Below are 15,728 nucleotides of genomic sequence, written 5' to 3' on the forward strand. Positions count from 1 at the left end.
TCGGCTTAGTCTCACTACTTGCCGCTTCCTGTTTTGCACAGTGAAGGAACGCAGACCGGCCGCCCCGGCCTCCGTCTGATAAATTCTGGTTTCACGATAGTTCCCGCACGCGCACCTGCGCCAGGCCGAATCAGGCCATTGCATAGGTGTTATGGTTGGTAACGGGCGTAGCTTTGACCCTGGTTTCCATTCCGGATATTTTTTCTACCCCCTTTTAACCTCGGGTTTATGTTCAAGCAGTACATCACACTGTTCTCTTTTTTATTGTTGTCAGTGGTAGCGGCGCATCCTGCGCAGGCCCAGAGAAACTTTCGCCCCGGCTACATCGTGCGGCCCGCCGGCGATAGCCTGCGAGGTGAAATTGATGTTCGGGGCCAGCAGCGAATGGGCCTGCTCTGCGTGTTCCGGGCCAATGCTGGCGCTGCGACTACCCAATACACCCCCACCGAATTGAAAGCCTATGGGCTGCAAAGCGGAGCCCGCTACGAAGCCTGCCAACTGCCGGGTGGCCTCACCACGGCTCCTGGCGGGGCTGCGCTGTCGTCCTCGCCCACCACGTTGTTCATGCAGCAACTGGTGCAGGGCAAAGCCAAGCTCTATTCCTATGTTGACGAAGGGGGAAATAGCCGCTACTTCTTCCGAACCACCGACGGGCCGGTAGCCGAGGTGGTCCAAATCATCCAAAACGTGACCGTGAACGATGTGCTGGTGCAGCAAAAAAGCTACCCGTTTCGCCAAGTGCTGAGCAAGGCTTTCATCGATTGCCCGGTGGTGCAACCCATGCTGATTAAAGCCGAGTTAAAAGAATCGCAGCTTGTCGCCATCTTCAACCGCTACAATTCCTGTGCTCCTGGCCAGACCTCGACGGTGGCCACGGCCCGGCAAACTAAAGTTCACTTCGGTCTGGTGGCGGGTGTGCAAAGCGGTACTACCACGCTCGATGATGAGGGCAAAGTAGATTTGAAATCGGGCACACGGCCAGTTTTCGGGGCCGCCCTGCTTCTCAATCCGGCCAGCTTCAACGAGCGGCTGGCCCTGCGCATCGAACTGCTCTACCAGAAACAGCTTTACGAAGGCCAGTACCAGCGCAATAATGGCGTGGTAACCAACCTTAGTAGCAGCCGCAATGCGCAAATCGCGCTGCAAACGGTGCGTGTCCCCCTGATGCTCCGCTACACCCTGCCCAACGGCCTGGTGCGCCCCTATGCGCAGGTAGGCGCTGAAGTTTCAACGCTGCTCGATTCGCATCAAGCCCTCATTGTAGAAACGAACCAGAAGCTGGGCGGCGTGGGCACCACCACGACTTCCCGCGAAATAGAAACGCGGAATTTTGGCTTCGGGGCCACGGGTGCCTTGGGGGTGCTTATACCGGCCGGACCGGGTTCGCTTCAACTTGAAGCCCGTTACAATCAGCTCGATAGTAGTTCGCGGGCTGCTAACCAGTTGAGCGGTGCCCAGACAATTTCTTTCCTGCTCGGTTACAATCTAGGCCGCTAGTTCACCGCCCCAGCGGGTTCTTGCCCGAGGGGTAAAAGCCTGCATTCATCTGAGTAAAGTATTTTTGCAATCCGTGGGCAGTACCCTGCAAACACGGGCGGCTACTCGGTTTTCGCACACCTGACCGCTGGCTTACACTTCCACTATTCATGGGCTTTCCCCTCACTAATTTGTCAATGCAACCTGCTCTGCGCCGGGCCACCACCTGGCTGGCGGCCGCCCTGCTGACCACCAGCGCCTGCCAGCGCGCCGCCTATGCGCCCACAGCGCACTTCGCACCCACCACGAGCCAGGTCGTGGGCAAAACCCAGGCCGAGGACCCTGCCGTAGCCGCCCTCATCGCGCCCTACCACGACAAAGTGACGGCTCAGATGACCGAGGTGCTGGGCACCGCCCCGCAACCCCTCACCAAAGCGCCCGGCGAAAACCCGCTCTCCAACTTCGTGGCCGACCTGCAGCGCGCGCGCGCCAGCCAGGAACTGAAAGCCCCCATGGACCTGGGCGTGATGACCAACGGCGGCCTACGTGCTGGCTTCGCGGCTGGCCCCGTCACACTGGGCTCAGTGTTCGAATTGATGCCATTTGAAAACGAACTGGTGGTGCTCGACGCCCCCGGCCCGGTGGTGCAGCAGCTGTTCGACTATGCGGCTCACATCAAAATGGCGGTATCCGGCGCTACTTATAGCGTTACCTTCGACGGCATGCCTAAGGACATTCGCATCGGCGGCAAGCCCTTCGATGTGAACGAAAATCGTACCTACACCATTGCCATTTCCGACTACCTGGCCACTGGCGGCGATAACCTCTCGTTCTTCAAAACGCTTACGCCGCGCCATACCAACGTGCTGCTCCGCACCGCCATCGCCGACCACATCCGCGCCCTCACCAAAGCCGGCCAGCCCATCACGGCCCGCGTCGAAGGCCGGGTGAAAGCCAACTAATTGCCAGCCGCTAACTGTCGAATTATCATGCAACGCCGCGAATTCCTCCGCAACTCCCTACTCGGCACCGCCGGCCTCACCGTGCTGGGCGGCCTGGCCAATTCGGCTGAAGCTGCCGCTACTGCCAAGGGGCCGCTCAAGCTCACTATCCTGCACACCAATGACATGCACTCGCGCATAGAGCCCTTTCCTGACAATGGCGGGCAGTGGGCCGGGCTGGGCGGCATGGCGCGCCGCGCCGCGCTCATTAAGGATATCCGTGCGAAAGAGCCCAATGTGCTGCTGCTCGATTCCGGCGACATTTTCCAGGGCACGCCCTACTTCAATTTCTTCGGCGGTGAGCTGGAATACAAGCTCATGAGCCAGATGGGCTACGACGCCAGCACCCTCGGCAACCACGACTTCGACAACGGCCTTGATGGCCTCCAGCGCCAGCTGCCCCACGCTACCTTCCCCTTCCTCATTGCCAATTACGATTTCTCGAAAACCCCGCTGGCCGGCCGCTTCGCGCCCTATAAGGTGTTCGACAAACAGGGCATTCGCGTGGGCGTATTTGGCATTGGCATTGAGCTGAGCGGCCTGGTAGCCGACAAAAACTTCGGCCAAACCGTCTACCTCGACCCCGTGGCCAAGGCCAAGGAAATGGTGGCCCAGCTGCGCGGACCCGAGAAATGCGACCTGATTATCTGCCTTTCGCACCTCGGCTACAAGTACGCCGAGGCCAAGCTCGACGACCGCAAGCTGGCCGCCCAGGTTTCCGGCATCGACCTCATCCTAGGCGGGCACACCCACACGTTCATGGACGCCCCGGAACCCATCACTAGTCCCGACGGCCACGCCACGCTCATCAACCAGGTGGGCTGGTCGGGCATCAACCTGGGCCGGTTGGATTATGAGTTTTCAACAAAAAATAAGCGCGCCGGGCTGGCTAGCGCTGCCGTGGTGCCGGTGCGCGAAATAATTGGCTAAGACGCACCGGTTACCGGTCGTTTCTTCGTTAAAGGGCCCGTTGGACTTTTCCCGACGGGCCTTTTGCGTGGACGACGGTTCCGAAGATTAGCCTGGGTAGTAGCCTGCTAGGTCCAAAAACCCGCGCTGGCGTTGTGCTTACGGCTCAGGTTGAATAGTGCAGCATCCTGATTCAAGGGTGGGCAGCGGGCCGTTGGTCCGCGAAAAAGTGACGTTAGCCGAAAGCTGTACTGTGCTGCTAGAAGTAGCGAAAAAGCAAGAAGCCAAGGGCTTTTTTTCTCGCAAAGTTTTCCACAATTTTGTCGCCCCCTAAGAAGCGACGCCCCCTTTGGGCGAACAATTTCGGTACTCTTTTTGCCTCCGGCTTACAGCCGTTTTCCTTTCAAACGTTCAAATGCTCAAGGATTTTCGCACGGTTTGGGCTGGCTGCTTGCGCAGTATCTCGGCGGAAATCGGGGAGCAGAGCTTTCGGACCTGGTTCCAGCCCATTGTGCCGGTCGAGCTGAAGGGCAACGTGCTTACCATTCAGGTGCCGAGCGCCTATTTCTACGACTGGCTGGAGGAGCATTACGTGGACGAGCTGCGCCGCGCCCTCTACCAACAGCTGGGCTCCGAAGGCCGCCTCGAATACAGCGTGGTGGTAGACCAGGGCAACGACCAGACGCCGCCCCGCGCCCTGCACCTGCCGCCCACCCGCAAGCAAGCCGCCCCGGACCCGCGCGACGCGCCCCAGCCCATGCCCGGTACGTCTGTCGGCAACCCGCTGGCCGCCAATCCGCTGGCTGGCAGCGCCCGCGCCGCCTCGGCCCGCTACGTCAATTCGGCAGCCGTGCGCACCACGCCGCGCGGCAACAATTTCGCCAACGCCGCCGGGGCCGATACGCTGGCCCCGCCCCGCAACCCCTTCGACCAGGCCCGGCCGATGGACGGCAACTTGGTCCCGTCGCAGCTCAACGGCTCGTACACCTTCGACAACTATATCGAGGGCGACTGCAACCGGTTGGCCCGCTCGGCCGGCCTCGCGGTGGCCAACAAGCCCGGCACCACCAGCTTCAACCCGCTGATGGTGTACGGCGGCGTGGGCCTGGGCAAAACCCACCTCGTGCAAGCCATCGGCAACCACATCAAGGCCACCGCACCCGAGCGGTTCGTGCTGTATGTGTCGGCCGAGAAGTTCACCAACCAGTTCATCGACAGCGTGCAGCGCGCGCAGGTGCAGGACTTTGCAAATTTCTATTTGCAGGTCGATGCCCTGATTCTGGACGACGTGCAGTTTCTGGCCAACAAGGGCAAGACGCAGGAGATGTTCTTTCATATTTTCAACCACTTGCACCAGTCGGGCAAGCAGATTGTGATGACCTCCGACCGGCCCCCCAAGGACCTGCTGGGCCTGGAAGACCGGTTGCTGAACCGCTTCAAGTGGGGCCTGACGGCCGACGTGCAAAGCCCGGATTTCGAGACGCGCGTGGCCATCATTCGCAACAAGATGGAGCAGGACGGCATTGATATTCCGCCAGACCATGTGGTTGATTACCTGGCTAATTCGGTGCACACCAATGTGCGCGAGCTGGAAGGCGTAATTGCCTCGCTGGTGGCGCAGAGCAGCCTGAGCCGCCGCGACATCGACCTGGAGATGGTGAAGCAGGCCCTGCGCCACATCATCGAGGAAGTGGAGGCCGAGGTGAACCTCGACTTCATTCAGAAAACGGTGGCCGCGTATTTCAACATCTCGGTTGATTTGCTGAAGGACAAAACCCGCAAAAAAGAAGTGGTTACGGCCCGACAGGTAGCCATGTATTTTGCCAAGCACCACACAGCCCACACACTGAAAACCATTGGGTTTCACTTTGGTGGGCGCGACCATACCACCGTGATGCACTCAGTGCAAACGGTGTCGGATTTGGTGGACTCGGATAAGAAATTCCGCGACCAGGTGGAGGAGCTGCGGAAGAAATTTGCCAAGAAATAAGGCTTGTGACTTTTCTCAGAAGCAAAAAAGAGGCTCCAGACACACATTGCGTCTGGAGCCTCTTTTTTGCTTCTGAGAAAATGACTTAAGCGGCTGCCGTCGGGCTCACTTCCTGCAGGGGCAGGCTGTGCTTGGCGGCGAAGGCGCGCAACTGCTCGCGGAAGTTCATTTTGCGGCGCTTGCCTTTCACTTCGCGCAGGTTGAGGGCGTAGATTTCGCCGTCTTTCTGGCGCACGCGCAGCACGGCGGGCTTTAGCTCTAGGGCGGCAATGTTTTCGGCGGCGAATACCTGCTTGGGGCGGAACAGGCCGTTTTTATGCACAATGTAGCCGGGAGTGAATTCGAGGTAGCTCTGGGTGCCGAAGATGGGAGCATTATTCACCAGCACATAGCCCAGGTACACCAGCGTGAATACCAGGAACACCCAGTGCAGGAAGTGGTAGTCCGTCGCACCGCTGTCGCTGATGATGCCGAACAGCACGTAGGCCAGCCAGAACAGACCAATGGCAATTTGGCCCCAGAACGGGACGCGGGAGTTGTTGGCGGGGCGGAGGCGGATGCGAGTGGTACCAGTGGGCATAAGGACAAATTTAGTTGCTAGTGACGGGTTGTGCCTAGTCAGGCACAAAAAGAACGGTTAGGTAGCAAAACTAAATAAGGCCGTCATGCTTCGCTGCGCTCTGCATAACGGCCTTTATTATCCGGCTAAGCTGTGGACCTTAGCCCACGAACTTGGCTTCGAGCGTCATTTTGGGCACGGCACTCAGCACTTTCGATACCGGGCAGTTTTCCTTGGCGTCTTCGGCGTGCTTCTGGAAGTCGTCGGCATTGATATTGCCCCCCGTGACGTGGCCCTCGGTGCGGAGGTGGATGTGCTCGATGATGGGGTGGCCGTTGTTGGGGTTCATCGTCACGGTGCTGGTGGTGGTGATGCTTTCTACCTTGTGGCCGTGCTTGGTGAGCACGCTGGTGAGGTACATGGTGTAGCAGCCGGCGTGCGCCGCGCCGATGAGCTCTTCGGGGTTGGTGCCGGGCTTGCCTTCGAAGCGGCTGCCTACTGAGTAGGGCGCGTTGAGGAGGCCGCTGTCGGTGGTGAGGGTGCCGCTGCCTTTAATGTCGCCGTTCCAGACGGCTTTGCCTGCGTGGTCTGCCATGATGAGGGGAATTGGTGGGTTGGTGGATTAATGGATTGGTGCTGGCTGCCGTAGCGGCCCAGCTCAAAACCTTAACGGTAGTCAATAGCGCGGGTTGCCCCGGCTGCCATGGCTGGACTCAGCCAACGTACCTTCGCCGCCCATCCAATGGCCTTTTACTTCGGATTTATGGGATTGAAAGCCACCCTGAGCCAGCCCCTGGCCCGCTACATTGTCCGGCGCTACGCCCGCTGGCAGCACCGCCCCGAAACTACCCAGCGCGAGCTGCTGACGAAACTCACGGCCACGGCGGCCGGCACCGCCTTCGGCCGGGCGCACGAACTAGGCAGCGTCCGCACGCCGGCCGATTTGGCCCGGCAAGTGCCCGTGCGCGACTACGAAGCCCTAAAGCCTTGGTTCGACCGCACCCAGGCCGGGGAGGCCGACGTGCTCTGGCCCGGCCGCCCGCTGTACCTGGCCAAAACCAGCGGTACCACCTCCGGCACCAAGTACATCCCCATTACGAAGGACAGCATCCCCAACCACATCGACGGGGCGCGGGATGCGCTTTTGTATTACATCTACCGCACCGGCCGCAGCCGGTTTCTGGATGGCAAGCTAATATTCCTGTCGGGCTCGCCGGCGCTGGAGATGCATCATGGCATCCGCACGGGCCGACTTTCGGGCATTGCCAACCACCACGTGCCAGCATACTTACGCCGTAACCAGCTACCCAGCTACGAGACCAACATCATCAAAGACTGGGAAACCAAGCTGGAGCGCATCGTAGATGAAACGCTGGGCCAGAAGATGACCCTGATTTCCGGTATTCCGCCGTGGGTGCAGATGTATTTCGACCGCCTTACGGCCCGCACCGGCCGGCCCATTAAGGATATTTTCCCCGATTTCAACCTGTTCGTGTACGGCGGCGTCAACTTCGAACCCTACCGCGCCAAGCTCTTCGAAAGCATCGGCCGGCCCGTGGACAGCATCGAGCTATTCCCCGCCTCCGAGGGCTTCCTGGCCTTCCAGGACGAGCCCGGCAACCCCGGCCTGCTGCTACTGCTGAACAGCGGCATTTTCTACGAATTCATCCCCGCCGAGCGGTTTTTCGAGCCCGACGCGCCCCGCCTCACCATTGCCGACGTGGAACTGGACCGCAACTATGCTGTCGTTCTTACCTCCAACGCCGGCCTGTGGGCCTACAGCATCGGCGACACAGTGCGCTTCGTGAGCCTGCGGCCGTACCGCGTGGTGGTCACAGGCCGCATCAAGCATTTCCTCTCGGCATTCGGCGAGCATGTGATAGGAGAGGAGGTGGAGCAGGCCCTGCGCGAAGTCATGGCCCAGACGCCCGAGGTCGAAGTCACCGAATTTACCGTGGCCCCGCTCGTGAGCGACGACCCCGCCACGCCCTCGCGCCACGAGTGGCTGGTGGAATTCGCACGCCCCCCGCACGACCCCGCCGCCTTCGCCGCCGCGCTCGACAACGCCCTGCGCCGCCGCAACACCTACTACGACGACCTGCGCCGGGGCAACATCCTCGTGCCGCTGCTCCTCACTCCGCTGCCCACCGGGGCCTTCCAGCGCTACATGAAAAGCATGGGAAGGCTGGGCGGCCAGAACAAGGTGCCGCGCCTGGGGAATGACAGGAAGGTGGCGGAGGGACTAATTACGGACGATAAACGCAATTCAAAATAATGGGCTTCTTTGATTTCGGGAAAAAGAAAAAAGCAGACGCTGTTCCAGAAGAACCGCTCAGAAACTATCCGCAGTTGCTGACCGCCAAGCTGCTGTTTGCTGCCAAGCCAACCATCGATAAGAACAATATCATCGAGTCGCTTGCAGGCGCTTATCCGAGCGTACATAGCCCGGATACCGAGAGTGTAGCAATTTTTTCCTTTCCTAGCATCGAGGTGGAATTCAAGGATGGAAGCATACCCGCGCAATGGACTATCATGCAGCCAAATGCGGGAAATGAAAATGCCGAAGTTGCCCCCGAGGCTCTGCAACAAAACTGGCATTGGGCGGAAGCCGCAGAGAATGCGGAAGCTTGCAACTACGAGGTGCTGGTTTCCGATTTCATGTCGCGTACACTGGACTATAAAATCCGGCTGCAATTATTCATGGATTTTCTGGTGGCAACCACGCATTCCTTACACCCGCAGGTAGTTTATCTGGTAGCCATTCAGAAACTTATTGCGCCCGAAGACCTAATTGATGCCTGGACCAACCCCGACCAACGAACCTTACACGGGCTCGTAAACGTGCGGCTGTTCAATATCAGCAACGGAACAGACGGTGAAATTCTGATGGATACGGTGGGACTACACCAGTTAGGCCTTCCTGATTTTCAAATTCGTTTTGCTGGGCTGGATGAGAGTGCCGTCGGGCAGGCCTTGTGGAATTACGCTTATTACGTGTATGAGCACGGCGATATTATTGCCGATGGCAATACGATTCAAGGCTTAACTCCGCAGGCCAAATGGCAATGTGAGCGGCAGATAGCAGCGGTTGCCCCCGAACGGGTAGTTATCCATTTGCACACTTCCTAAATGAGCCCAGTCAAACCCGCCCTCCACGCCGCCTGCCAAGCCTTCATCGAGCAGCGCATCAGCGCCGCCCGCACCGCCATGCAGGCCGCCCAGGAATCTTCCTCCTCCGAAACCAAAAGCAGCGCCGGCGACAAGTATGAAACCGGCCGCGAAATGGCCAACGCCGAGCGCGACCGTAACGCTGCCCACATGCAGCAGGCCCAGCAGTTGCAAGCTGAGCTGGCCCGCATCAGTCCCGATGCTCCCTGCGATACCGCGCGCCCTGGGGCCTTGGTAAGCACCAGCCTGGGCCGGTTCTACATCAGCATCAGTGCCGGCAAGCTGGAGGGGACGGATGTATTCGCGGTATCACCCGCTGCGCCCGTGGCTGTGGCTCTCAAAGGGTTGCGAGCTGGGGAGGAAGCCGTTTTCAACGGCAAAACGGTTCGAATTGAAGCGGTAGAGTAGGGGGAATACTACTTCCAGGCCCCGCCGCCGTCGGCGGGCTTGTCGCCGCCTTCGGGCTTGATGAGCTTGAACTCCACGCGGCGGTTCACCTTGGCGTCGGCCTCGGTCACCTCGTCCTTGAGTGGGCGGCTGGAGCCGTAGCCGAAACTCTCGATGCGGTTGGGGGCCAGCTTGCCTTTGCGCTCGATGTACTTGCGAATTTCCTCGGCCCGGTCCTGCGAGAGCTTCTCGTTCACCTCGGGGTCGCCGCTGGTGTCGGTATGGCCCGAAATGCTGAGCCGGAAGGTGGGGTGGTCGACCAGAAACAGCGCAATGCGGTCCAGCGTGGTGTGCATACTGGGCAGCACGTTGGCCTTGCCCGGCTCAAACTCCAGGTTCTTGAAAATGAGCGGCAGCTTGTAGTCGATGCTGTTCGTGAGCAGCGTCATCACCGTGTCGCCCTTCAGCGCAAACTGCTTTTCCACCGAGAAAAAGTCGTTGCTCTGAATAAGCATGGCGTAGTGCGAGCCCTCAATCAACTCAAAGTCAAACGTGCCATCGGGCCGGATAAACTTGCTGGCCACCTCCACGCCGTTGTCGGTGTCGATGATGCTTACGATGCCCTTCAGCGGCTTGCTGCTCACCGAATCCATCAGCGTGCCCTCCACGCGGGTAGTGGCCAGCGGCTGCGCCTCCATCGGCAGCGGGAAGGAATACAGGTCCAGATTATTGATTTCCTGCGCCTCCGAGCGGGCGTAGTACAGGTTTTTGCTCTCCCTGTCGATGGTGAAATAATACTCCGAACCCTTGCCGTTCACCAGTGGGCCAATGTTCTTCGGCTCCTGCCAGCGCCCGCCCACGCGGTAGGTTTTGTAAATGTCGAAATCGCCAAAATTCAGCAATTGCCCGCGCGAGCTGAAATACAGCACGTGGTACAGGGGGTGGTAAAACGGGCTCACCTCGTTCTCGCGCGTGTTCACCACCGGCCCCACATTCTCGGCCGGGCTCCACTGCCCGTTTTTCAGCTTGCGGGTGTAGTAGATATCCGACAGCCCAAACCCACCCAGCCGGTCCGAGGCGAAATACAGCGTGTCCTCGCCCTGCGACAGCGTGGGCTGCGAGTCCCAGCCCAGCGAGTTCACCATCGGCCCCAGGCTTTTGGGGGCGCTCCATTTGCCGTCTTTGCCGCGCGTAGCGGTGTAGAGGTCGCAGTTGCCGTGGCAGGTGGCGCACTCGCAGCGGGCAAAGTAAATCGTCTTCCCATCCTTGCTCAGGCAGGCCGAGCCCTCGTTGTTGGGCGAGTTGATGGGCTTGGGCAGCGGCTCGGCATCGGTCCAGCTCACGCCCTCGCGGCGCGATAGGTACAGGTCCTCGTCCACCACGCCGGTCAGGCCGCGCCGCTTGCGCTTGCTGCTGAAAATCAGGAGCGAGTCGTTGCCGGCCAGTGCCGGCCCATAGTCCGCCGCCTTGCTGTTAATGGCGTCGCCCATGGTTGTGTACACGCCTTTGGGCGGGTGGAAGGTGTTGAGGTTCTTGCGGTACTCCACCAGGTCGTAGTACGTTTTCAGGGGCACATACAGGTCGGTGTTTTTCTGCTCCAGTGAGTCGTAGTAGAGTTGCACGCGCTTGGTGTCGGCGCGGCTGTGCTTCAGGGCCAGGCGGTAGTAGGCCTTGGCTTTCACGGTCTGGCTGTCGCGCTCCAGCAGCTGGCCCAGTCGCCAGAGCATGTTGGTGTTCTTCTCAAAGTTCACCGGCCCGAACTTGGCCACATAGTCCTCCAGCAGCAGACGCGTCTGGTGGTACTGCCGCCGTTTTTCGGCCTTAGCAATGGCTTTCAGCGCCTTCTTGTCCTCGAAAAACGGGTATTTGTTGATGAAAATAAAGTCGGGCGTGCCGTCTGGCCGCAGGTGCAGCTTGCGGCTCACGCGGCTGTTGAGGCCGCGCACGCGGTAGGTGCCGGGCGCAATGGACGGCTTGGGGGCCGTAGCGGCCGGCTTGCGGGCAGCCGCCTTTTTGGGCGCGGCCGATGCCCCGCCGCTGGTGGTATCGGCCGAAGGGGCGGCGGCGGCGGGAATTCGTTTGGCGGGCCGGCGCTGGGCCTGCGCAGTGGGCGCGGCCAGTAGCCACGCCGCCACGCTCAGCAACAAAAGCAACCAGCCTCGACGCAATAAAGCCGACATGGGTAGAGTTTTGACCATAAAATATTGCGCAAGTTGCCAACAATTTAGGGAATTAGCCATATTTGGTGCCCGCCGCGGGTGCTGGTGCGCCGCTTTGGCGGCTTTGGCTCGCTGGCACGGCCCTTGAAGCCCAAACGCGCCGGGAAAGCGTACCTTGTATCTTCCCTATCAAAAGGCCCCAAACTGCCATTCTGGCACCTGCGGCCGTTGCTTCTGCTTTATTCCCTTTCATGCATCTGGCCTCTTTTTATACATCCGCTGCGGCTCAGGTTCGCACGCTTAGCGACGCTAATTCCCAACCCGAAGCCATTGCCATTATGGCCGCCGACCCCGAACACCTGCTGCAAGGCGATGACGCTCCGCCCACCTTGCCCATCCTGCCCGTCCGCAACACCGTGCTGTTTCCCGGCGTGGTGCTGCCCGTGACCGTGACGCGCAAAAAAAGCGTGAAGCTGGTGCGCAAAGCCTACGCCGACGATAAACTCCTCGGCGTGGTAGCCCAGCTCAACCCCGATGCCGACGAGCCCACCACCGAGGAGTTGCATTCTGTGGGCACGCTGGCCCGCATTCTGAAGCTGCTGGAACAGCCCGACGGCCAGATTACCATCATCCTGCAAGGGCAGGTGCGCTTCACGGTAGAAGAACAGTTGAGCTTCACGCCGCTGGTGGCCCGCGTCAGCTACTTCCCCGAAGTGGCGCTGAACCCCGAAATTCCCGGCGAATTTGGCCTGCTCCAGGCCATGCGCGAGGCTGCAACCAAAGTGCTGGAGCTCACGCCCGAGATTCCGATGGAAGCCCGGGCCATGCTCGACGGCATTCAGTCGCCGGCTTTCCTCACGCACTTCCTGTCGAGCAACGTGCAGCTCGACCTGCCCGCCAAGCAGCGCCTGTTGGAACTGGCCGACCCCGAAGAGCAGGCCCGCCTTCTGCTCGAAGCCCTGCTCAGTCAGGCCGAGCTACTCGAAATCAAGCAGGACATCCGCTCCAAAACGCACACCGGCATCGATGCTCAGCAGCGCGAGTACTTCCTGCGCCAGCAGCTCAAAACCCTGCAGGATGAGCTGGGCCAGGACGGCTCCGAAGAAGACGTGCACCGCCTAAAGGCCCGCGCCGAAACCAAAAAATGGCCTGAGGCTGTAGCACTTCACTTTCGCAAGGAGATGGAGAAGCTGACCCGTACCAACCCCATGGCCCCCGATTATTCGGTGAACATGAACTACGTGGAGTTCCTGCTCGACCTGCCTTGGGGCGAGTACACCAAGGACAAGTTCAACCTCAAGCAAACCAAGAAAATCCTCGATGCCGACCACTTCGGCCTCGAAAAGGTGAAGGAGCGCATCCTCGAATACCTGGCCGTGCTCAAGCTGAAGCAGGATTTGAAAGCGCCGATTCTGTGCCTCTACGGCCCTCCCGGCGTGGGCAAAACCAGCCTGGGCCGCAGCATTGCCACGGCGCTGGGCCGCAAATACGTGCGCATGAGCCTCGGCGGCGTGCGCGACGAGGCCGAAATCCGCGGGCACCGCAAAACCTACGTGGGGGCTATGCCCGGCCGCATTATTGCCCAGATTAAGAAGGCCGGAGCCTCAAACCCGGTCATCATTCTCGACGAGATTGACAAGGTGAGCAGTGACTTCCGCGGCGACCCCAGCTCGGCCCTGCTCGAAGTGCTGGACCCCGAGCAGAACGCCACCTTCACCGACAACTACCTGGAGGTGGAGTACGACCTGAGCAAGGTCCTGTTCATTGCCACAGCCAACTCGCTCGACACCATCCAGCCCGCCCTGCGCGACCGTATGGAAATCATCGACCTGACCGGCTATACCCAGGAAGAGAAGGTACAGATTGCCCGCAAACACCTCTGGCCCAAGCAGCTCAAGGAGCACGGCCTGGGTGAGGCCGAAGTAAAAATTACTGATGCCGCCCTGCACCGCGTGGCCGACGACTACACCCGCGAAAGCGGCGTGCGCGGCTTGGAGCGCAAGCTGGCCGCCGTGACGCGCAACTTGGCCCGCCGCAAGGCCGGCAAGGAGGCCCTGCCCGCCACGATGGAGCCGGCCGAAATTCGCAAAATCCTCGGTGCGGCCATCTTCGACCGCGACCAGTACCAGGACAATGAAACGGCCGGCGTGGTAACCGGCCTGGCGTGGACCTCTGTGGGCGGCGATATTCTCTTCGTGGAAAGTCTGCTGAGCCGGGGACGCGGCAAGCTCACGCTGAGCGGCCAGCTGGGCGATGTAATGAAGGAATCGGCCATTACGGCGCTCAGCTACCTGCGCTCGCGGGCCGATGAAATCGGCATCGACTACCGCCTGTTTGAGCAGTACGATTTGCACATTCACTTCCCCGAAGGCGCGGTGCCTAAGGACGGCCCCAGCGCGGGCATCGCCATTTTCACCAGCATGGCCTCGGCCTTCACCCAACGCCGGGTGCGCGCCCACCTGGCCATGACCGGCGAAATCACCCTGCGCGGCAAAGTGCTGCCCGTGGGCGGCATCAAGGAAAAGCTGCTGGCGGCCCGCCGCGCCGGCATGAAGGACATCATCCTCTGCCCGAAAAACCGCAAGGACATCGAAGAAATCCAGGAGGATTACCTCAAGGGCCTCACCATCCACTACGCCGACCGTGTGGACGACGTGCTGCGCGTGGCCCTGCTCGATGAGCTGGTGCCGCACCCGCAGAAGCTGCCCGTGCGCGACGAGCCCGTGCCTGCCCCCGGCCCCAGCGTGGAGGTGCAGTAGCTCTAAAATATCTACTCAGAGAACGTCGTGCGGAGCGCCGCCGAAGCGCTTCTACTACACAAGTAATTAGTTACTCTCGTGGTAGAAGCGCTTCGGCGGCGCTCCGCACGACGTTTTGATGTACGAAAAGCGGCCCGAAAGTAATTTCCGGGCTGGGCGTTGCGTTATCGCCCAAAAGAGGCCTTTCTTCCGCCGTACCTTAGCTATATGAAGCAGCTTTCCACGCGCCGGGTTACCGGGTTTTTACTTCTGATGGGCGGATTGGGGCTGCGGCCGGCAGCCGCGCAGCAGTTGGGTGGCCGTACCGTGTTTCCGTTTCTGGACCTGCCGCCCAGCGCCCACCTGGCAGCTTTGGGTGGTATGAGCGTCTCGGCCCGCACCGACGACCCCACCATGCTCTACGGCAACCCCGCCCTGCTCAATGCCGACATGGACGGCCGCTTAGCCCTGAGCTACGTGGCCTACCTGGCCGATATCAAGCAGAGCACCGCCGCCTACGTCTTCAATACCGAGAAGGCCGGGCGCTTCGGCGTGGGCGTCACCTACCTCAACTATGGCAGCTTCGAGAGCTACGACCCGGCCGGCAATAGCTTGGGAACGTTTAGCGTGAACGAGTACACCGTGGGCGTGACGGATTCCTATACCAAGGGCAAATTCACGTTTGGAGCCACTACCAAACTGGCCGTGTCCAGCATTGCGGGCAGCCGCTCGCTGGCCGGCGTGGCCGATGCGGGCGTGGTGTATAAGCACCCCACAGCAGACTTTACGGCGGGCCTGGCCGTGAAAAATGCCGGATACCAGTTCTCACCCTATCCCGGCACTGAGCGCGGCCCATTGCCGCTCGATGTGCAAATCGGGGCCACCGTGAAGCCCGAGCACATGCCGCTGCGCTTCTCGCTCACGGCCCACCACCTGCAGCAGTGGGACATTCAGTACCTCGACCCCAATGCCCGCGGCCAACTCGATGCCAGCGGCAACGAGAAAAAGGCGACCAAAAGCTTTGGCGATAACCTGGCCCGGCACTTCACCGCCAGCGCCGCCCTCATCCTCGGCAAGGGGTTTCAGCTCCGCGCCGCCTACAACCACCTGCAGCGCCGCGAACTGCGCCTAGAAAACACCAGCGGCAGCGCCGGCTTGTCGTTTGGCGTAATGCTGAAGATTAGCACCTTCCAGATTGACTACACCCACGCCACCTTGCAGGCGGCTGGCTCCAGCGAGTATTTTACCATTTCGCGCAATTTGAATTCGTTGTTTAAGAAGAAAGAAGCGCAATAATTATTTCGCGTAGTGTTTCGCGGTGTTAAAACGCAGTGTTCCGCA

The 15,728-nt window shown here is 60.3% G+C and carries 12 protein-coding genes; 9 read left to right on the forward strand and 3 right to left on the reverse strand.

What is annotated here, in order from left to right:
• The first annotated feature begins 228 nt into the window (after positions 1-228).
• The 4 genes from I7X13_RS09590 to dnaA all read left to right on the forward strand — a co-directional run bounded on the left by I7X13_RS09590 (position 229) and on the right by dnaA (position 5,376).
• Positions 229-1,497, forward strand: a complete 1,269-nt coding sequence (locus tag I7X13_RS09590; protein ID WP_198075312.1) for an outer membrane beta-barrel protein — start codon at positions 229-231, stop codon at positions 1,495-1,497.
• 176 nt (positions 1,498-1,673) lie between these two features.
• Entirely contained in the window at positions 1,674-2,438 is a 765-nt protein-coding gene (locus tag I7X13_RS09595) for a 5'-nucleotidase C-terminal domain-containing protein (RefSeq protein ID WP_198075313.1), read from the forward strand.
• A gap of 27 nt (positions 2,439-2,465) precedes the next feature.
• Positions 2,466-3,407, forward strand: coding sequence for a bifunctional metallophosphatase/5'-nucleotidase (locus I7X13_RS09600; RefSeq protein WP_198075314.1), 942 nt, complete (start codon positions 2,466-2,468; stop codon positions 3,405-3,407).
• A 394-nt stretch (positions 3,408-3,801) separates the two neighbouring features.
• Positions 3,802-5,376 (forward strand): chromosomal replication initiator protein DnaA, encoded by a 1,575-nt coding sequence (dnaA, locus tag I7X13_RS09605; protein ID WP_198075315.1) that lies wholly within the window; start codon positions 3,802-3,804, stop codon positions 5,374-5,376.
• A gap of 85 nt (positions 5,377-5,461) precedes the next feature.
• On the opposite strand, the gene I7X13_RS09610 is transcribed toward dnaA, so the two are convergent.
• Positions 5,462-5,956, reverse strand: a complete 495-nt coding sequence (locus I7X13_RS09610) for a hypothetical protein (RefSeq protein ID WP_198067827.1) — start codon at positions 5,954-5,956, stop codon at positions 5,462-5,464.
• A 139-nt stretch (positions 5,957-6,095) separates the two neighbouring features.
• On the reverse strand, positions 6,096-6,530 hold the full coding sequence (locus I7X13_RS09615) for an OsmC family peroxiredoxin (RefSeq protein ID WP_198067828.1): 435 nt from the start codon (positions 6,528-6,530) through the stop codon (positions 6,096-6,098).
• 168 nt (positions 6,531-6,698) lie between these two features.
• Between I7X13_RS09615 and I7X13_RS09620 the strand changes: the two genes are divergently transcribed.
• From I7X13_RS09620 to I7X13_RS09630, 3 genes are read left to right on the forward strand one after another with little or no spacing between them, the layout of a single operon-like run.
• Positions 6,699-8,210, forward strand: a complete 1,512-nt coding sequence (locus I7X13_RS09620) for a GH3 family domain-containing protein (RefSeq protein WP_198075316.1) — start codon at positions 6,699-6,701, stop codon at positions 8,208-8,210.
• Positions 8,210-9,064, forward strand: coding sequence for a DUF4261 domain-containing protein (locus I7X13_RS09625; RefSeq protein ID WP_198067829.1), 855 nt, complete (start codon positions 8,210-8,212; stop codon positions 9,062-9,064). The genes I7X13_RS09620 and I7X13_RS09625 overlap by 1 nt, the downstream gene beginning before the upstream one ends.
• Positions 9,065-9,511 carry a 3-oxoacyl-ACP synthase gene (locus I7X13_RS09630; protein WP_198067830.1) on the forward strand — a complete coding sequence of 149 codons (447 nt, stop codon included), beginning with the start codon at positions 9,065-9,067 and terminating at the stop codon, positions 9,509-9,511.
• An 8-nt stretch (positions 9,512-9,519) separates the two neighbouring features.
• Here I7X13_RS09630 and I7X13_RS09635 read toward each other — a convergent pair whose 3' ends face one another.
• Entirely contained in the window at positions 9,520-11,688 is a 2,169-nt protein-coding gene (locus tag I7X13_RS09635; protein ID WP_233454730.1) for an OmpA family protein, read from the reverse strand.
• A 212-nt stretch (positions 11,689-11,900) separates the two neighbouring features.
• Here I7X13_RS09635 and lon point away from each other — a divergent pair, with 212 nt between their 5' ends.
• Both lon and porQ read left to right on the forward strand, forming a co-directional pair.
• The gene (gene lon, locus I7X13_RS09640) at positions 11,901-14,408 is read left to right on the forward strand and encodes an endopeptidase La (RefSeq protein WP_198075317.1); all 2,508 of its coding nucleotides are present in this window, start codon (positions 11,901-11,903) and stop codon (positions 14,406-14,408) included.
• Between the two features lie 207 nt (positions 14,409-14,615).
• A complete protein-coding gene (gene porQ, locus I7X13_RS09645) occupies positions 14,616-15,683 on the forward strand; it encodes a type IX secretion system protein PorQ (protein WP_198067831.1) in 1,068 nt (355 codons plus the stop codon).
• The last annotated feature ends 45 nt before the right edge of the window (positions 15,684-15,728 follow it).

Origin of the sequence: Hymenobacter negativus, assembly GCF_016056375.1 — a bacterium.
Lineage (GTDB): Bacteria > Bacteroidota > Bacteroidia > Cytophagales > Hymenobacteraceae > Hymenobacter > Hymenobacter negativus_A.